Raw genomic sequence first — 19,816 nt, forward strand, 5'->3', positions numbered from 1 at the left:
ATTACTTCAGTTCTAACATTTGACGAAGGGTGTCATAATTGGCTACTTTCTTAAAGCTCACTTCTGCTCCGCTTATCTCTTTGAAGTGTTCAGTAGCACAATGGATTTTTAGTTTCTCTATTTCTCGTAAGTCCATATCCGAATCAGATCCTTTGGTCTCAGCTACAAAGTAGATATGGCGTACTTTGTCTTTATCAAAAACAATAGCCCAATCAGGGCTGTAGTTGGCTACAGGTGTGGACACATAGAAGCTTTTTGGAAGCTTAGCATAGACCACAACTTCAGTGCTGTTTTCTAATGCAGTAGCAAAGTCTGATTCAATCTTCGAGTCTGAGGTAAGGAAGTCGTAAATGTGTTTTTTGAGCAATTCGGACTTACGCAATGCAAACTTATCGTTGGTAAACACGGTCTTGGCATCATGCCTTTCTTCGGTCTTGTGATAGACAATGTTGTTGATAATGAGACTTGCTTTTACTTCATTAATCAGCTTGCTGCATTTACCGATAAACTCTTCTGGATTCTTACGGATCAACAAGAACTTCTCTTGCTTGATTTTCTTCAGTATCTCTACAATTGTTCTACGAGTGAGGTTGGTTTGTACTTCTATTTCACCAACAACATCATAAACCGTATTGGAATACAAATCATTCTTGAGTTTCATGTATTGGCGTTTGGACTCACGTACCAAACTACCTTCCTTCATTTGCTCTGCGGTACCATCTTCTAATTCTCCTGTCTTTACTTCATATACACGGTCTCCAATATTGAGTTGTGCATTTATTTTGACTTTAGAATCCTGAATAAGTTGCTCTGTATCAAACTGTACTTCGTAAATGGTTTTGAGGTTAATCTTCTCCCAAAGTGCTTGAAACTCTTTCTTAGCGAAGTTCTTGTTGGTGTTTAGAATTACCGTTTGGCGTTCATCTTCTGGTTTAAACTCAGCACCTGTGTAAATGGTCTGTAATAACTTGCAGACAGATTCTTTATAGGGTTCAAGTTTTTCGGGTAAAGGAACTTTACCTTGCTCAATCAGTTCTTTCCCTTTAGGGGTAATCTTGTAATCTTCATCAATAATTTCACCAACAATGAGTTTGAACTGTAGCTTCTTGGCATCATCTTCTGTAAGGCGTAATTCTTCACCTTGCTCGTTGGTAACAAGCTTGCTTACAAAGTATTCTACTTCTGCTTTTTGTGGTCTGTCTTTGAGCGTTTCGGCTATTTCTTTTTGTAATCCTTTGGCAAAGGCTTCATAACTTTCAGAAGCAATTACAGTAAGCTTATTCAACTCATGCACCTGGTCACCAACTAACTCAAAATCCTGACGGACTCCACGCTTATCAACACACAAACGCATACCACGCCCAACTTCCTGTCTGCGTCTGGTTAAACTGCCACTTTCGGCATGTTTTAAGGCACATATCTGGAAAACATTCGGGTTATCCCAACCTTCTTTAAGAGCAGAGTGTGAAAATATAAATCGTGTAGGTTCTTCAAAGCTCAGTAACCTTTCCTTGTCTTTCATAATCAAGTCATAGGCTGAAACATCTTCTGATTCTTCCTTTCCACGTTTTACTGTAGGGTCAACAGTTTTACCTTTTTTGTCTATTGAGAAATAGCCATTGTGTACTTGGTCTGCAGAATCTCTTTTGAGGTATTCTCCAAAGTTGGTAGGCATATAGCCTTTATGCACTTTACTTGGGTCAGTATCTTTTAAAAAGTCGTTGTATTCCTGCTCAAATAGGTCTAAGAACTCGTTCTTGACCTTGTCATACTCTTCTTCAAATATCTGGGCGTATTCACCCAATTGCTGGTCTCCTAATTCATCATAAACACGGTATTTCTCTACGGTATCAATGAAGAATAGACTCAGGACTTTAATGCCTTGACCAAAGAGCTGCTTTTCCTTTTGCAGGTGAGATAGGATACATTCTCTTATCTGTACTCTACGAAAGGCGTGTTCATCTTTATCATTAAGAATATCACCTGGATACACATCTTCACCACCGACTACTATCTTATTGAGGTAGCCATTTATTTCGGTAACGGTCTGATTTTTGTAAGCAGGCATATTGCCTGATTGCTCATAGATATTGTAGCCTTCTGCCACCTTAACACGTTTCTTACTAATACTCCCCGAAGCAGTACGCTTTTCATGCTCTATCCATGCATAGGGCGGCTTGGTGGTGCTTAAACTGATACTCTCTAAATAGAGATAGCCATTGGTGCCTGTTGAGCCTTTTAAGTTGATACCCTTTACCTGTATTTTCTTGACCAAACGCTTGTTGTAAGCATCTAAGGCATCTAAGCGATAGACTTTATTGTATTCCACTTTGTGCGTAGCTGAATAGCGCAGCGTGAACAGTGGATTGAAGTCTTGCATGCTCTCCAAGGTTCTTGCACCATCTACGGATTGCGGTTCATCTATGATTAAGATTGGGTTGGTTTGGGCAATAATCTCAATGGGTTTACGAGTTCCAAATTGGTCTAACTCCTGATAGATTCGTCTGGCATCTTTACCACGGGCATTGAATGCCTGGGTATTGATAATCATAACGCTGATTCGACTATCAGAAGCGAAATTCTCAATATCCTGTGGGCGACCTGAGTTGTAAATAAATGGATTGATCTTGTGCCCGTAGAGTTCTTGAAAATGGTCTTGTGTCACCTGAAATGACTTGTAAACTCCTTCACGAATGGCAATGCTGGGTACAATTACAATGAACTTGCTCCAACCGTACTTCTTATGCAGCTCATACATGGTACGGATATAGGTATAGGTTTTACCCGTACCTGTTTCCATCTCTATGGTTAGGTTGTAGCCCAACTTTACACCACGCGGACGTTCTATTTGTTGGCTTTCATGCAGGTCGTTCTTCTTTTGAACTTCCTGAATGTTCTTGAGCATCTGCGTTTCCATGAGTTGGATAGCAGAGTTACGGTAGCCTATTTCTTCTTCTAATCCAAAATCTAAACTTTGCTCTCCTGTAGCTGCTTGTTTGGCTTTTCGTATTAGCTCTTTACTGCGTTCTAAGGTGAAGCGATTGGTTTTGAGTGGTTGCCCTTCAAAACTATCTACTACCATTTTAACTGCATCTATTTGAAATTGTTGTTCTTTAAACTGTAACTTCATTTTATTTCTTTAAACAGGGATTCCTATTGCTTCTGCTAATTCTTTAAATAGTTGACTTTGCATACCACCTGAACCAGATCCTGCATATTTGCTATTTTTACCAAATAACAATTCAGCTTTTGATAGATTAGAATTTTCCTCATTCTTAATCAGTTTTTCAAAAATATTTTCAAAAATTTTGGTAAGTTCTTCTATGTTTAAGTCGAGTAATTTGGTTTCTTCATAACCCGGAAACAAGCCTAACTCCATATTTTTATTGATATGCCCTAACAACTTAATTAAAGCACTAAGCCCTGTAGTTTTCGTTAATATAGTTGACGCTTCTTTATCTATTGAAGCTGGCCAATAGTCTTTTAAAACCTTCTTGATGGCATTAAAATAACTAACATATACCTTTGGTAATTTTTTATACAGGTCTCCATCCTCTTTATAATCATTGGTCACTTCACGCCAAGTGCCACGAGAACCAAAATGTGATAATAAGGCCTGCATTAAAAATGACTGTGAGACAAAGCCTTCTTGTTTTCTAAAATTCTGAACAAATCCATTTAACGGAGATTTTGGAGAACTGTTTAGATATTTACCCAGCTCGTGAGCAATATATAAATTGCTTTTTGTCTTGTCTTTATAATCTAATGGCGGCTCACCAAAGATATCGTAGTACAACGAGCGATCGACAGGTTTTTGATTAAAATTGACACTTGCAAAAATGCTAGCCTGTTCCCACAAATCATAATTAACCAAGATTGTACAGTTAAATTTATACTCATTTACTTTATTTAATTTCTTGGTGTTTTCTTCAAATTCTATAGAAAGTTTATTGTTGATGTTACCGTTTTTTAATGCCTCTCTATTCTTTTCTAATTCAGCAGAAAGTTCTTGATGCAACTTAAACATCGCTTTCATCCTGTGTTGTCCATCCACTATCAAACAACTTTCCTTTTCATCAGGTAAACTAAATGTTACCACCTCGTCTTTTATAAAAATTGTTTCTAGATTTAAATCAACACCCAATATCAAGGCAGAAGGAAATAACACTTCTTCCTTACTAGACTCATCAAACAAAGTCGTTTTTATATAATTCTTTATCCCTTCAACTCTTTTACCATTAGTAGGACGTTGGTAATATTTTTCTAGAACTGTTTCATTTTCCTCATCTGATTGGTCAGAACCATCCCAATTGGATTCTACTCTTTCTGTAAACTTAACGACGCTTCTAAGAGTCTTAAAAGCTACAGCAGTAATCAATATTCTTTGATTTTCTCTTTTATATAATTCTATTGCTTTCATACCCTTTTTTTATTGTTCTAAATCATCATCAGAAAACAAGCTCTGTTGGTCTTGATCTTGTTTTGTTTCTACTGCTACTAATTCAGGTTTCTCCGTTTCAGGGTCTCCTGGTGCTTTTTCTTCTTGTTCGTCCTTTTCACAACATTCATTAATCATACTTTTCAACTCCTCTACTTGCGATTTTAAATCATCAATGTTCGAAAATTGCTTTTTGTCTATTTGCACTTTTACTTCTGCCAATAATGTTTCTAATACATCATCCTTTATATTGAAATACTTTTCACGCATTTCGGTTTTAGCTACCTCTTCAGCTGTATTTTTAGCTGTTTCCTTTGCGGTTACCACTGCAACTTTTTCAGCCGTTTTTTCAGCAGTTTCAGCCGCAGTATCGAGCGAATCCTTCTTCATTTCTTTAATTGACTTAAACCCAAAGAATCCGGCTATGGCCAAAAGAATACCTAGAATTGCAGAGGATAACGACACAAAATTTGATTGTTCCTGCTTTTGGCGGAGTAATTCTCTATTATCTTCTTCAAAATGGGTAATTAACTCATTAATTTCACCATAAATTTTCTCATTATTCTTTTCAGCATTTTCTTTAAACTGAAACAAAGATTTTTGTAGTGACTCCTTGGTAAAAGTGGAATCTATTTCCATTTTGTAAATTACCTTTACTTCATGATTTTGACTCTGCTCTTCACTAGAAATTAAATTACACCCTAAAAATAGTATAGCAATTACGCATGATACCACCACTACAATTGAAGCAATATTGGTGATAAAGACTACATTGTTTAATTGTTTGTTATCCATAACTTATATCACTTTCATTTCTGTGTTAGGGCTTAACTGCTTAAGGAGTTGCTTAACGTTTTCTTTGGCGGTATCGTCTTTAAAACCGCTGTCTTTAAATACCACACGCAAGGGTTGGTGTTGCGCCAGTTCTTTAGCCAAGGCTTCGTCTACACCATTAGCAAAACATGCCATTAATGAGTTTTCTGCAATTTTAAAGACCTCTTTACCTTGAATAGTAAGTGTTTCTGTTTTTGCAGTAAGGGGTAAGCCCCAGTCTAGTAGTATTTGTGTTAGCAAATCTTCTGATGAGCGGTCTGGCTTAATGTTATCTGCAAAGGCCTCTAACTGCCCTTGGTTGTAGTCCTGAGGTTTATAATACACATCCTGCATATTACTGCTATCTACCTTATAGACTTTAAAACCATAATCTATATCTGCACCCGTTTCTTCTTTAATTTTAGTAGCAGCTCTACGGATTCGTTCTTTACCGATATCAGATATTAGCTTATAGCCTTCTTTCAAAGCTGTAGAATTTGCTTTGAAATCAGTTGAGCCCTCTTGTAAACTTTCAGGAAGCTGGATCATAATGAACTTACGATTTATTTTGTCTGTAGCTGATTGGGCAAAAACGGCATGAGCTAAACTTGCTGAACCTGAAAAGAAGTCTAAAATGATTTCATCAGAATTTTCATTAGTAGTCAACTGAACTATTCTTTGAAGTAACCTTACAGGCTTAGGATTATCAAAAATTGATTTACCATCAAATAAATCCTTTACTTCTTGAGAGCCTTCTTGGTTATGACCAACAGATTTGTTGTCCCACCATGTCCACGGTCTTATACCCTTGGCTTCTGAAAGAAATTTCTTTAATCTTGGCCGATTTCCACCATCTTTTCCAAACCAAATTCTATTATCAGCAACTAAATCTTTAAAAGTTGATTCAGCCATAGCCCAACAACGACCCTCAGGTGGAGGCATTTTTTCACCAGACGGTGTAGTAATTGAGTAGAACTGGGATTTAGGAGCCCTTCCCGTTTGACCTGTTAGATCAACCGAAGCCCAATCCCCTCTAGGGTCTTTATCTGGGTTCGTAAAGCTTTTTCTTCGTCTTTCATCCAATGGTAGGAAATTCAATTCACCTCCATCTATTCTTTTTGCATAAACTAGTATATGATCATGAGCAGGACTAATGTTCATTCTTGCATCAGGTGAAGTTTTTTTCTGCCACATAATATTTGCAATAAAACATTCAGCTCCATAAATTTCATCACATAGCTTTTTGAGGTTTGCCTGCTCTCCATCATCAATTGAAATGAAAATCAGCCCAGTATCACTTAGAAGGTTACGTGCTAATTTTAAGCGTGGGTACATCATAGTTAACCAGAGACTATGGTAACGCCCAGCGGTTTCGGGGTTTTGTACCAACCTAGCACCGTATTCGTCTACCTGGCCGCTTTCTTCTTTGTACTCGGCGCTGTCTTGCGTAAAGTTGTCTTTATAAACAAAGTCCTTACCCGTGTTATAAGGCGGATCTATGTAAATCATTTTAATTTTACCCAAATAACTTTCCTGTAAAATTTTAAGTACTTCCAGGTTGTCGCCTTCTATATATAGATTTTCAGTAGTATCAAAATTAACAGAGTCTTCACGTACCGGGCGTAGGGTTTTAGTGGTTGGTAAATTGGCTGTTACAATGGATTCTTTCTTTCCCGGCCACTCTAAACGGTAGCGCTCCTTAGGGCCTTCTACTATGTCGTGATTGAGTTCCTGTTTAAGGAGGTCGAAGTCGATTGCCTTTCCTTCTGCTCCTTCCGTAACGCAGTTGGGGAAGAGGGCTGCAAGCTTTTCAATGTTTTCATTCACCAAGTCGGGTGATTGGAGGTCCAGTTTGTCTGTACTATTGGGCATTATTAATGATATGTTTATTCAAATTTATTTCGAAATCAATATAGCAACCTCAAATAAACTGCATGAAATAAAAGAATTATAACCATACATTCTACCTAAATCACCAAAACGGCTTGCTAAAATATTTTTATGTTTTTGGGCATGCCCATTAGTAGTTGTGAATTGATTCAAATTTGAGCTTGTTTTATCTTGGGAGAGTCTAAATTTATAAAAGAAATTCTAATATAGAAAGTGAAATCATACACAAATTCTTGGCATTTCAAAAACTCCTTTTGCAAAAGTTCAACTAACCAACCTATAAACATGACTACCTTTAAAAATCATCTTAAATTAATTAAAGCCATTTTTTTTTGGAAATCATAAAAGCAATCATAATACTGGACATCCGAGAATAATAATTTTATTAGATGATGACATCCCAATTCAACCCGTTACCCATAAGTGTTTCATTGAAAAGCTGAATAAAAAATCCTCTTAAACTTCCACCGAAAACTGATATACTGTTGTTCCAGGTAGGAGATGTCCTCAAAAGCAAATATTCTTTCAAACTCCCTATGATCCAAATGATACAACACATCAACCAAAAAGTTCTTATGATGATAAATTTGGATATACCGGATATCTCCTGTATATGTTAAAGCGCTATCCAATGATTGACACTCCTGATCAATGATTAGTAGTTTTTCTCTATGAGTTAATTGATTAAAATCTTCGGCTTTCAAATTGGATTTCATTTGATTTTCCATTCCCAAGTTACAATTTTAGAGCTACTTCTTGACATACTTGCCATATCATTTTAAATAAAAAAAGCACCTCAAACGAGGTGCTTTTTACAATGTATAAATGAAATACATTGCTCTCCCTAAGAACTTATTGATAATAGCTCTGAGCAAATGTAAATCCTCATTTATGTATTTCCTTACGGTTTTCCACAAGGACATTAAATTAGTCCTAAATCTTTGGAAATGGCGACCAAATGAATCACATTATTGGCCTTAAATTGCACACGTAGTTTACTGATTCTCTTTTCAATGGAACTCAGACTGCTTGGAGTCATATTTTTTTTCTTTAAATAATCACTAATGTCATTTTGAGACAATCCAAAGGACAATTGCCTAAGCAGCTCAATATCAAAATCGTCAATTTCTAAATCGTTATTACTATGAAGAACACCCGAGACTTCAGAAGAGAGAAAAATTTGGTCTTCATAAACCTTTTTTATGGCCTCTGAAAGTTCCTGCAATCCCCTTCTCCCTTTACACACATAACCTTCTACTTGCATCTGTTGTATCAGACGCTTTATGGGGTGGATTCGGTCCTCTATGGAATAGACAATGACTTTAGTATCTGGAAACTCTTCTTTTATTGCCTCAGCTAAACCTTCGCCAGAAACAATTTTTTGATTGTGGTGATCGGGCTTAAATGATAAATCGGTGATCACCAATTGAAATGGGTCCCCATCCATATTGGATTTCTTGATTTTTAATAAAGCCTCATCACAATAATGTGATTGATGAATCTCTTTCACACCCAAGGTTTCCAAAATGGTATTTAAACCTTGGTTGATACTACCCAAATCATCGACTGTCAAAACTTTTGAAAACACATCTAAATATTTATGGTTGCTTTAAATCCCTTGTTAGGGCTTGATTCAAAAGTAATGGTTCCATCAACACCCTGAATACGGTTTTCCGCATTGAGGAGTCCTCCAGTCTTTTTCAATACCGTACCAATCCCATTATCGGAGTACTTTATTTGGGTTTTTGCACCTAATTTCTCAAAAGAAACCACCACTAATGATGCGCCACTATGCTTTTTCATATTGACCATCAGCTCTTGCAGTACGCGATACAATACCATTTTTTTGTTTTTCGACACCTTATCCCATTCTATATTTGACATATTTTTGGTTAGGACATTGACTTCTTCGGAGTTAAATCCTTTCAACATCCCCTTTAAATGGGTTTCAAATGGACCTTCCCACTCCATGGATGCGTGTGCCTTTGAAATATTCCTGGACTTGTTATAAACGGCATCCAAGTGATCCATGACGTCTTCTGATTTGGAATCAGTTCCCGTTTGCAGTTTGGTCATTAAGTGATACACTTCATTGGCTATTTCGTCATGAACTTTTTTTGACAACATGGATTCTGTTTCGAATACCTTCTCCAATTTTTCTTTTTCATGTTTGTTTCTTAACAAAACATAGCCCAAAAGTCCCATGATAATCAAAAGACCTCCTACTATTTGAAAAACAGTCTTTTTTTGCTTTTCCTTCAGTTGAAGTAATTTCATTTCATCCGCACGCTTCTTTTCTTTATAAAAATCATATTGCATAGCCGCAAAGCCATTTTTTACTTTTTGTCTAGCTTCATACATACTATCCGATAGCCGTATATACCCGGAAATCTCCGGATCACCCTCCAGAATCAATTTTTTAGTCAAGGCATCATTTAAGTAGGAGGCACTATTTAACTTCTTAGCTATTTTTAGCGCCTCATTGATATGATATTTGCTCCATCCTGTATCTTTTTGGCTCATTCCATATTGATATAAGTGTGAGTGACTGGAATAAAGACCTCTATAATCCTCTAAAAGCTCTCTTAGTTCTAATGCTCGCAGCATACCATTGACTCCATCTGGATTATCCAATTTACTTTGGACAAAAGACAAATTATCTAGAGTTCTGGCAATAAGAATACTATCTGACGTCAACAAACTTCTTTGATAAGCCATACCGAGCTTTTCTTCTGCCATTTTATAATCCTTACTATCCAGATAAATATTACCCATATTATTATAAATATTAGTACTATCACTAACTGACATTGCTAACTCAAAAGATCTATTGTAATACGTCAAGGCAGTATCATAGGCTTCAAGCGACCTGTAAACCCTACCTAAGTGATGATAAAGCCCCTTTCTTGCCGTGTTGGTCAAACTATCAACCGGTAATTTATCCAATAGCTCTAATGCGTTTACTGCGGATTCTTCACTGTTATTATTAAAACCCATCTCCATTTCAACTTGAGAAACCATTCTCAGATCTTGAACGGCTTGGAATAACTCACCACTATTCAAGTTTTTATCAGCTGATTTAGTATAAAACACATATGCTTTTGAAAGATCGGAAGGGGTTTCCGGTTTTAATGCTTTGTAGTAATAAAACCTGGCACTATCAACAGCATTTTGCCCAATGGATGAGGAAATAAACCCAAAAAAGAAGACTAAAATTATTTTTAAAAGAAGCGGGGATTGCTGGTCTAATTTCATGCCTCTAAAATAAATAATTTATAGGGTATGGAGACACAACAGCAGTAGATTTACATGGATAAAATCAACGGAAAATTTTAAAGACTAAGTTCTTCATACTGTACTTTCTCAAGTATCGTACTCACATTAGAATCCACCTTGGGACTAAACAAGTCTTTACTAACCGGATAGGCTTCCAATAGATTCTCTGGATAAGTTTCTGTAAGCAAACTTGAAATATCGCCTTGATTTAAATCAACCGACAACCAATTATGGGCATCCTCCTGGGATAAAATAACCGGCTGCCTTTTTTTTAGGTTGTGGATTTTCTCAAACATGGGACTGGCCTTTTTGGTAAGAATGGTAAACGTCAAATAAGTGCCAACCATGGTATATATTCCTGCAAGAGACAAGACAGATTCTTCTTTTGGTTTGATATGAAACGGATATTTTTTCTTGTTGTGATCATGAGGTTCAAAAAAACCAGAAACCGGAATGACACAGCGCTGTTCCATGATGGAATTTCGGTAAATAAAATGATCAAATACTTTTTCCGATTGCGCATTTAAGCCTCCACCATACCTCACAGCTTCTTTGAAATACGGCTTGATTTCATCTGGTTTTTTGTTGTCAGGGACAATGCCCCATAAACCAGGAGCAAGCACATTGGATTTTTCTTGAGGAATCACCAACATGTTGGGGTGTGAAAAACCATTCATGTGGTACTTGGGAGTATCAAAATAAGACCGCATGGACTCGTCTACCAAATCCACGCTATAAAATGCTTCAAGTTTTTTGACTTTATTGGTTGTAGAAGTATGAAAACACATAAACCGAGATTTTAAACAAGGTAAGAAAAGATGGGGTAATTGCCAATAAAATACTTTTGGTCAAGCTCCTTTCTTGGTTTATTAGGACCTATTGATAAATAAAAAATTATCAACCAGACAAACCATTGTTGTTTTTAGACAGATTGCCACAAACCCCCCTATTTTAGAGCCTTTTCAACGAAATCAACAAAGTGCAACAACGAAAAACAACATTGTGATAATTTTGTATCACAAATTTATCACGTGTTTTTATCACATGAAATTAAAATAATTCCATTGAATTATTAGACTCTAAAAACCTTGAATAATCATCCAAAATATTAAAAATAAAATCCCTTTCGGTCTCCGGTATAATAATACCAGTAATTGAAGAAGTGAAAGCGCTATGGAAAAACCAATCTTCCAATTTCCTACTTATTTTCTTTTTCACATCTGAATCATGTAAATGATTTAACGCTAACTTTTCCTCTTTCAAGTTTCCATAGAAATTCGCAAACCGATCTAAGTTGTTATAAATAGACTTCGCCTTATCATAACTCTTAATAAGTAGATCCTCTATACACTTATCCCCAAAATCTGTTAAAAAGGACATATTTGATCGAGCAAATCCGGAAATGTATAACTTAGCCGGACAATATTGACAAGGGGACAATAGCCGAACTTCCAAATAAAACTTATTACGGGTAATAACTTCACCCATCAATTCACGATTGTCATACGTAAAGGTAACTGGTGTCATGATACTTTAATTTTAAATTAAGTATCAGGAAAATCTAAAAAGCAAAACATTGAGAATTCATTTATTTTGACCCAATTGTCCGTATTCTAAACCACCGTGGCTTTTGTGCTCGGTTGGTACGCCTTTGGCGTTCCTGATACATTTCAAAAATAAGAAATTTTAAAAAAATTTCAAACTAATTCGGCTTCTAACCTAACAGCAAAATCACACCTATTATTATCATATAGATGCCAAGAAACCACGAATTAACTAAGCTTATTTTTTTAAATAATTCTTCTACAGATTCCTTTTGAGCATTGTAAATCGTGTAGGCTAAACCGGCTATGGTGAGAAGAACCCCAATATAAAATTTCGTATCCATAACTTAAACTCTAAATTTGACTAAAGCGACTTGATTTTATTTCTAAAATAGTTCTCCAATAGACTATAATCAAATTTCCATTCTTTTATAGAAGAACCAGGAAATCGATAGGTATAATGTTTATGATCCTTATCCTCACGAATTAATTCCATCAGTTCCAATAAAACCTTATCAAATTCCACCTGTAAAGATTCCGGAAGTTGGTCATCAATTGACTTTAGTATTTTGATATATCTTTTTATTTCCAAATCCGACTCCTCAAAATCTTGAACATAGCGTTTACGATACAACCACATAACCAATCCAATAAATTCCGGAGAATAAGCAAACTCAAATTCGTGATAGAGATTCAATTCCTTTTGGCAGTAGGACCCCAAATGAACATCTTCTAGGACTTCCCTTAAGTAAGCGCTCACTGTTTGACGTTTTTCTCCAGCCTTTTGAATAATGGCCAGTTTTAAATCTTCGGAAACCCTAAAATTGACGGTAGGTTCTTTTTCTTGGGACGTACTTTTCATAATGGTTCTTGGTCAGTTAATTTTTCTTTATGTATTGGAAAAATAGGGCCCATAAGCAAATTATGGGCATCCTTTTCGGCATTTGCTCTTAGTTCTTTTAAATAGACTTTACGTTCGGCCTTCCTTTCTTCGGATGTTTTAGGTTCTGGTTTTAATACCTGAACTATTTCTTGGGAAACCACCTGGATTTCTTCAAGCTCCAGCGAATTGGATTCCTCCAGCTGATCAACCTCTTTTGGATTCTCAGGTAAAAAGTTATCCTTCAACTGAGTTAAATGCCAGCCCAAAGCTTCCGATTGATAATAGAGTGCTTTCCAATGATCATCATTCAGTTTATTTCCCTCCAATGGCTGCCTCCCCTGCAAATGCAACGCCAATCTAAAAAAGCCATTCACCATTGCTACATACCTATTGATAAAATACTTGAAGGTATGTTCGCCAACCTCTTCCTTCAATTGCCAAAGTGCCATCATATTCAGTTCCAACTGGCCTTTTTTAATGAGGAAAATTTTATGGGATATGGTTTCATCTTCAACAAAATAATTATTCCCATTCAATTCATGAATAAACATTCGATCTTCATAAGGTTTGAATAAAAGATATTGCTCCTCATTCAAAAAGTCCTTGGAAACATATTGCGAAGGTATGAAACCAACAAATGGGACAATCATTTGCCCCATTAATCGCTGAAATTCCTCATCTACTCTTGCTGCTATCATAACTTCTCAAATAAATGTGAATAATCCTCTGGTAATTCGGCATCAATATCCCTTAGATATTTATTAAGGGCTTCCATAGAGGTATGCCCTGTAATCAACATCAAATGACTTTTTGCCTCAAAAGGCGAAGCCGATTTTCTTATCTCACGGTAAATTTTGGTAATAAAGGTATGCCTGAAACTATAAACACCATGGTTTGGGTTCAATTTGAAAGGCTTTTTAACCTTCTTATTGAACATTTTGGTATAGTAAACACGACGCTCCACATCACTCGTTTCTGAAGGCGCAATTCCTTCATGTGTGAACAGGAAAACTTCAGGGTCGTAGCCCGAAAGGTCCGGAATTTCGTTGTATAAAATTTCGGGAATAATTTTCGTTTTCAACGGACTGTTTTTGGCCTTGAAGGTGAGGGTACGATTTTTCATATCCACGTCTTTCACCCGTAGTCTGCAGGCTTCCACGGGTCGCAAAAATCCGAAGCAGACAAATTTGATAAATAAGAGCAAATGCGGATCCTCCTTTTCCAGATATTTGAAGATTTTTTCGAGTTCCTCTTCTGTGTACGTTTTGTGTCGCACTGGGGTCGTCTTGATCTTGGGAATATCATGGACAAAATTCTTATCAATCAGCTCATTATTTTCCAACAATTGGAACAAAGCTCCCAAATTGGTCCGATAGTTATTTCTAGTCCTAGAGCTTTTGGTCAATTCGATATGGTTTAGAAAATCCATCATCACTTTTCGGCTCACCTGTTTGATGTATTTAACCTCCTTATAGTTCTTCCTTAACCACGACGTAAACACCTTGACCTGGCTCTTGTAATCGTTATGGGATTTCTCACTGACACTGATCTGCTTCATCCTCAAGGCGAAGTTAAAAGCCTTGGTAACGGTTTCCCCCATAGTCTCCGCCGGAACCACTACAGGCCGCTCCTCTACTGTCTTAACCTTCTTTTTGGATTTTTTGGCCTTTTTACTCTTCTTAGCCTTGGACTTTTTCTTCTTGACAGGCTCTACTGTTTCACCCATAAATTTTTGGTAGCGTTCGGTATTGTCCTCATAAGGTGAGAACCCAGCTACGAGCATTTTTTTGAGTGTGGTATAAATTCCTGTCAAAACGGCCAAACGTTCCTCACGGGTTTTAAAATAGTTGGCACCACCGGTCAAATTTGTCTGACGTTCGAGCTTACCCGTTTCAGGATTTCGATAGGAAAAATAGACGTACCAACGCTTGGAAAGGTCGCCATTTGCATCTTGGATTTTAGGGCCAGAATAATCTTTTTTCAAAGGGGCTTGTGACTGTTTTTCGTGTACACTGGCGTGTGCAGCGGCATGTACGCGGTTAAATAGGGTGGTAAATTTAGACATAAAAAAACGGTTTGGCAACACCAAACCGTTGATATATCTGCTTTCGAAGCTAGTAGCGGGAACTGGACTCGAACCAGTGACCTTCGGGTTATGAGCCCGACGAGCTACCTACTGCTCTATCCCGCGATATTGGACTGCAAATATACAACCCTTTTTACTTTATGCAAGAATAATACTAAAAAAATTATTACTCCATAGATTTTGCCTCAAATTCAGTGAGCTCAAGACCATTTGAAACAGCCAGAACTTTAATGGGATTACAACACACCTCACAATCCTCAATATACTCCTGATTTTTAATGGAAACGTCAATTAACATAGAAATGGTTTCCCAACAATATGGGCATGTAAAGAAGTGCTCTATCATTTAAATAAGATACAAAAAAAAGAGGTCTTAGGGAACCTCTTTTTTTTCAAAATTCAATTTATAATTGGCTATTAATCTTCGCTAAATTCTGTGGCATAACCTTCTTCCTCATTTGAAGGTAACTTCATAATAGTTGGAGGATTCTGTCCAACAACACTCACATATTCCTTATCCAATTGATTATCACTTACCATAAAAACATCTAGATGAGGAAGCGTTCCTAACTCAAATGGCACAGTACCTGTTAATTGATTTGTGGAAAGAATAAGTTCCTTTAAATGTTGTAGTTGCCCAATACCCTTTGGTATAGAACCAAACAATTTATTATCAAGCAGGCATAATACTTCTAAACTAGATAGACTTTCTATTTCATTTGGTATGGTTCCAGTAAGTTCATTACTCCCCAAATGGAGTACTTTCAATGAGGTCAAATTTTTAATCTCCTTTGGAATTTCTCCAGAAAACTGATTGCTATACAATTTCAAGGTTTCCAACTTGGACAATTCACAAACTTGAGTAGGAATGTTTCCTGTCAATTGATTCATGTATAACTGAAGTGATTTCAAATTTTGAAGTCTAACTATAGACTGTGGAATGTTACCTGTTAATTTATTAAACCCAAGATTCAGTTCTTCTAAGTATTCTAAGTCTCCTAATTCCGTTGGTAACTTCCCTTGAAGGTTATTATATTCCAGACTAACCCCTACTACATGGTTATTTTCTACATCAACTCCAAACCAGGAGTTCACGTCTTGATCTAAATTCCATTTTGTAGTCCATTCGTTTCCATTCGTAGATTCATACAAAGCAAGTAAAGCCGATTTTTCTTTAGGAGAAACGTCGGCAAACAAATAAACCGAAACAAAAAAGAAGGCAATAAGTAGTTTAATAGTCTTCATTGGTTAGTGATTTGGGTTAATCTCTAAACAATATTAGACTCAAATCTGATTAAAAACAAATTTTTTCGATGAAATGCAAAGGCAATTCTGACTAAATCCTACTTCAACACCTTTATAAACATCCCTAAACCACCAAAATCATAGATTTTAAGACACTAAAAATTTAATTATGAAAGTTGATCTATTTCACTATGAATTTCTTCCCAATCTCGCATCAATTTTTCCAAAGTATCTTTTTTCTTTTGATAAGCATCAAAAAATTTCAGATCTGAAACTACTTCATCATAATTGGTCTGTAACTCTACATCAATCTCTTTAATCTCCTTCTCCAATTGACTAATCTTTGATTCCGTATTACTCAACTTATTGTTTAGGGATTTTAGTTTTTTCTGATCTACATAGGACTCCTTCTTACTTTCCTTTGGGGTTTCCTTTTTAACATCACGCTTTTCGACTTCTCTTAAATTTTCAACTTGTCGCTGTTCTAAATAAAAATCGATATCTCCAAGGTACTCCCGTATCTTTTGATCTTTAAATTCATAAACCACGTTAGTCAATCCTTGTAAAAAGTCCCTATCGTGTGAGACCAAAATCAAGGTTCCTTCAAACTTCCTTAAAGCCTCTTTCAATACTTGTTTTGACTTAATGTCTAGGTGGTTGGTAGGCTCATCCATAATAAGCACATTAAAAGGTTGAAGCATCAATTTGGCAAGCGCTAACCTATTTCTCTCACCTCCAGATAAAACTCGCACATATTTATCAACTTCATCACCTCTAAACAAAAAGGCTCCCAAAATATCCCTCACCCTAGGTCTATTCTTTTCATTAGCAGCATCAATCATTGTGTCCAATACCGTTTTATTACCATCAAGATATTCCGCTTGGTTTTGAGCAAAATATCCTAATTGTACATTGTGACCCAGCTTTAAGTGACCTTGGTGTTTAATATCACCCACTATGATTTTGGCTAAGGTTGATTTACCCTGTCCATTTTGACCTACAAAAGCTATTTTACTATCTCTATCCACCAACAAATCAATACCTTTTAACACTTGTAGATCTCCATAAGTCTTTGAGATATCTTCAGCCTCTAAAACGACTTTTCCTGGTGTGACAGAAACGGGAAAATTAAGTGTCATCACACTATTATCTTCCTCATCAACCTCAATTCTATCAATATTATCAAGTTTCTTAATAAGCGATTGTGCCATGGAAGCTTTAGAAGCCTTAGCCCTAAATTTTTCAATCAGTTTTTCGGTTTGTTGTATTTGTTTTTCCTGATTCTTTTGAGCAGCCATTTGCTGCTCTTTAATTTCTTTCCTAAGCACCAAAAACTTTGAATACGACTTTGGGTAGTCATAAATACGTCCCAAGGAAATTTCAATGGTACGATTCGTCACGTTGTCTAAAAACATTTTATCGTGAGAGACAATGACTACGGCTCCAGAACTGTTTTTCAAAAAGTTTTCCAACCAAATAATCGATTCTATATCTAAGTGGTTGGTAGGCTCATCCAATAATAGAATATCATGGTTTTGAAGAAGTAACTTTGCCAATTCGATACGCATTCTCCATCCTCCAGAAAAGGTATCTGTAAGTTTGTTAAAATCCTCTCTCTTAAATCCTAAACCTTGCAATACCTTCTCGGTTTCACCCTGATAATTGTAGCCTCCTAAAATTTCATACTGGTGCTGAACTTCATTTAAATCAACCATTAATTGGTGGTAACCATCACTTTCATAATCTGTTCTCTCTACTAGTTGGTTGTTGATTTCCTCCAATTTACTTTCTAGGGATTTTATTTCACGGAATGCTTCGTAAGCTTCATCTAACACCGTTCTACCAAATTCAAAATCTATATCCTGCTTTAAAAAACCAATAGTCACATTCTTGTCCATGGCAATTTGGCCAGAATCAGGTTCCAATTCCTTAGATAAAATCTTCAACATAGTAGATTTTCCTGCCCCATTTTTTCCAATCAATCCAACACGGTCACCCATGCTCAATTTGAATGTAATTTCTTCAAACAGGTATTCACCTTGAAAGGAGATCGAAAGGTTATGTATATTCAGCATATATGATTTTATTTGGTGTCAAGGTTGATTTATACCTTGGTTTTATGTTATCTTTCAAACGGCAAAAATAACGGAATTAATAATGATAAAAAAAGGAACTAAACTATATAGCATATTTACAGGAACATGCCCCGTTTGCCAAATGGAGTCGATGTACACCAATAAGAACCCTTACATCTTACCAGATGTATTGAAAATTAACGATCACTGCTCACATTGCCATACTAAATATAGGCTCGAACCTTCATTTTTCTACGGTTCTATGTATGTGAGTTATGCTGTAGGAATTGCTTTTGCTGTAGCTGCTTTTATTATAAGTTATGTATTTATAGGCACCAGTTTACTAACGGCATTTGTCTCGATTGTATTAACCTTGGTGGCCTTTGGCCCAATCATTATGAGACTTTCTCGCAATATTTGGATCAATATTTTTATGCATTACAATAAAAATTGGGCTAATAAGAATATCGATTCACATTGATTTCATCGTCAAGAGGAATGCCTAATTCAATGCTTTCAAATAATTGTTTGGCAACATAAGGAGCTATCATCACCCCTCTTGTTCCTAATCCATTTAAAACAAACATGGATTTATAAATGGGGTGCTCCCCCACCAATGGTCTTCTATCCTTTACAGTTGGTCTTATCCCTGCCTTTTGGTCAACTACCTCAAATTCACATGAAATCAACGACTTGATCTTTTCCTTCAATTCATCCCTTCCCTTTTGGGAAACCTCATGTGTTTTGCTTTCCCAATCATAGGTTGCGCCAACAGAGTAAAGATCATTGCCTTCAGACAAAATAAAACATGGCCCTTTTAAAATACCCTCAAATTGTAGATCTGATGACTTAATAACCATCACTTCCCCTTTTGTACCATTAAGCGGGATATCTTTGAAAAATGGGTTTCTTGTCACCCCATAACCTTCACAAAACACCATGTGTTTTGCTTTTAATTCACCATATTTAAAACCTCCCGCTACAATTTCTAATTGTGAATGGTCAAAACGTTCGTGTTTATAGGCATTCTTTTCAATTAAATAGGACTGAAATTTTGATAGAAGTCTTTCAGTATGCACTCTACCACTCTGCAAAACTTCACCCAATCCAAATTCGGCTTTTATGTTGAGATTATGGTTTTTAACAATATTAGGAGACAAATAGGGCTGCAAAGCGGGCTTATCCATAGCCTCAAACCACGCATTTTGTTCCTCGATGTTATTAAACCTTCTATACACAGGCATTGGCTCCAAAATTTTGCACCCAAGTTTTGATTCTATTGCTTGATAAAAAGGTAAAGCCAAAGCTAATTGCTCATGGGACTTCCATACCCCAGAAAAACGTTTTAAAATAACGGGATTATAAAGTCCTACAGCCACCTTAGAAGATTGCTGAGAGTCATCACTAATAACGCAAAAAGATTTATTCTGGGTTTCCAATACCTCAGAAAACGCCAATCCGGCCAACCCAAAACCTACGATAAGATAATCAACTTCCATAACGCAAATTTACATCATAAAAAAAGCCCACTAAACATAGTGGGCTTTTAATTTTATTGAGTTGTGG

The 19,816-nt window shown here is 36.3% G+C and carries 17 protein-coding genes, 1 tRNA gene and 1 riboswitch; of the genes, 1 reads left to right on the top strand and 17 read right to left on the bottom strand.

The window, feature by feature from the left end:
* Position 1 precedes the first annotated feature (1 nt).
* The 16 genes from ZA07_RS02915 to ZA07_RS02995 all read right to left on the bottom strand — a co-directional run bounded on the left by ZA07_RS02915 (position 2) and on the right by ZA07_RS02995 (position 18,250).
* A complete protein-coding gene (locus ZA07_RS02915) occupies positions 2–3,130 on the bottom strand; it encodes a type III restriction-modification system endonuclease (protein ID WP_053970236.1) in 3,129 nt (1,042 codons plus the stop codon).
* Positions 3,131–3,139: 9 nt separating this feature from the next.
* Positions 3,140–4,420, bottom strand: coding sequence for a DGQHR domain-containing protein (locus tag ZA07_RS02920; RefSeq protein ID WP_053970237.1), 1,281 nt, complete (start codon positions 4,418–4,420; stop codon positions 3,140–3,142).
* Positions 4,421–4,429: 9 nt separating this feature from the next.
* Positions 4,430–5,233 carry a hypothetical protein gene (locus ZA07_RS02925; protein WP_053970238.1) on the bottom strand — a complete coding sequence of 268 codons (804 nt, stop codon included), beginning with the start codon at positions 5,231–5,233 and terminating at the stop codon, positions 4,430–4,432.
* Positions 5,234–5,236: 3 nt separating this feature from the next.
* Positions 5,237–7,123, bottom strand: a complete 1,887-nt coding sequence (locus ZA07_RS02930) for a site-specific DNA-methyltransferase (protein WP_053970239.1) — start codon at positions 7,121–7,123, stop codon at positions 5,237–5,239.
* 446 nt (positions 7,124–7,569) lie between these two features.
* On the bottom strand, positions 7,570–7,869 hold the full coding sequence (locus tag ZA07_RS02935) for a hypothetical protein (protein ID WP_053970240.1): 300 nt from the start codon (positions 7,867–7,869) through the stop codon (positions 7,570–7,572).
* Between the two features lie 194 nt (positions 7,870–8,063).
* Positions 8,064–8,729 (bottom strand): response regulator transcription factor, encoded by a 666-nt coding sequence (locus ZA07_RS02940; RefSeq protein ID WP_053970241.1) that lies wholly within the window; start codon positions 8,727–8,729, stop codon positions 8,064–8,066.
* A gap of 2 nt (positions 8,730–8,731) precedes the next feature.
* The gene (locus tag ZA07_RS02945) at positions 8,732–10,396 is read right to left on the bottom strand and encodes a tetratricopeptide repeat protein (protein ID WP_053970242.1); all 1,665 of its coding nucleotides are present in this window, start codon (positions 10,394–10,396) and stop codon (positions 8,732–8,734) included.
* 77 nt (positions 10,397–10,473) lie between these two features.
* A complete protein-coding gene (locus tag ZA07_RS02950; protein WP_053970243.1) occupies positions 10,474–11,205 on the bottom strand; it encodes an SOS response-associated peptidase in 732 nt (243 codons plus the stop codon).
* Positions 11,206–11,467: 262 nt separating this feature from the next.
* Positions 11,468–11,944 carry a hypothetical protein gene (locus ZA07_RS02960; protein ID WP_053970245.1) on the bottom strand — a complete coding sequence of 159 codons (477 nt, stop codon included), beginning with the start codon at positions 11,942–11,944 and terminating at the stop codon, positions 11,468–11,470.
* 52 nt (positions 11,945–11,996) lie between these two features.
* A riboswitch (SAM-I-IV-variant riboswitch) is annotated at positions 11,997–12,089 on the bottom strand.
* Positions 12,090–12,325: 236 nt separating this feature from the next.
* Positions 12,326–12,823, bottom strand: coding sequence for a hypothetical protein (locus ZA07_RS02965; protein ID WP_053970246.1), 498 nt, complete (start codon positions 12,821–12,823; stop codon positions 12,326–12,328).
* Positions 12,820–13,542, bottom strand: a complete 723-nt coding sequence (locus tag ZA07_RS02970) for a hypothetical protein (protein WP_053970247.1) — start codon at positions 13,540–13,542, stop codon at positions 12,820–12,822. Before ZA07_RS02970 ends, ZA07_RS02965 begins: the two co-directional genes overlap by 4 nt.
* Positions 13,539–14,909, bottom strand: a complete 1,371-nt coding sequence (locus ZA07_RS02975) for a site-specific integrase (protein WP_053970248.1) — start codon at positions 14,907–14,909, stop codon at positions 13,539–13,541. The genes ZA07_RS02970 and ZA07_RS02975 overlap by 4 nt, the downstream gene beginning before the upstream one ends.
* 53 nt (positions 14,910–14,962) lie before the next feature.
* Positions 14,963–15,035 (bottom strand) — tRNA-Met (locus ZA07_RS02980).
* Positions 15,036–15,096: 61 nt separating this feature from the next.
* On the bottom strand, positions 15,097–15,276 hold the full coding sequence (locus tag ZA07_RS02985) for a CPXCG motif-containing cysteine-rich protein (RefSeq protein ID WP_053970249.1): 180 nt from the start codon (positions 15,274–15,276) through the stop codon (positions 15,097–15,099).
* 71 nt (positions 15,277–15,347) lie between these two features.
* Positions 15,348–16,175: a Two component regulator three Y domain protein gene (locus ZA07_RS02990; protein WP_053970250.1), complete on the bottom strand. Its 828-nt coding sequence runs from the start codon at positions 16,173–16,175 to the stop codon at positions 15,348–15,350.
* A 167-nt stretch (positions 16,176–16,342) separates the two neighbouring features.
* Positions 16,343–18,250 carry an ATP-binding cassette domain-containing protein gene (locus tag ZA07_RS02995; RefSeq protein ID WP_053970251.1) on the bottom strand — a complete coding sequence of 636 codons (1,908 nt, stop codon included), beginning with the start codon at positions 18,248–18,250 and terminating at the stop codon, positions 16,343–16,345.
* A gap of 82 nt (positions 18,251–18,332) precedes the next feature.
* On the opposite strand from ZA07_RS02995, the gene ZA07_RS03000 reads away from it, so the two are divergent.
* The gene (locus tag ZA07_RS03000; RefSeq protein WP_053970252.1) at positions 18,333–18,731 is read left to right on the top strand and encodes a DUF983 domain-containing protein; all 399 of its coding nucleotides are present in this window, start codon (positions 18,333–18,335) and stop codon (positions 18,729–18,731) included.
* Here ZA07_RS03000 and ZA07_RS03005 read toward each other — a convergent pair.
* Complete coding sequence (locus tag ZA07_RS03005) at positions 18,706–19,749, bottom strand: FAD-binding oxidoreductase (protein ID WP_053970253.1); 1,044 nt, start codon at positions 19,747–19,749, stop codon at positions 18,706–18,708. The two genes, ZA07_RS03000 and ZA07_RS03005, sit on opposite strands and share 26 nt — an antisense overlap.
* Positions 19,750–19,816 lie beyond the last annotated feature (67 nt).

The sequence above is a fragment of the Mangrovimonas sp. ST2L15 genome (genome assembly GCF_001280515.1).
Taxonomy (GTDB): domain Bacteria; phylum Bacteroidota; class Bacteroidia; order Flavobacteriales; family Flavobacteriaceae; genus Mangrovimonas; species Mangrovimonas futianensis.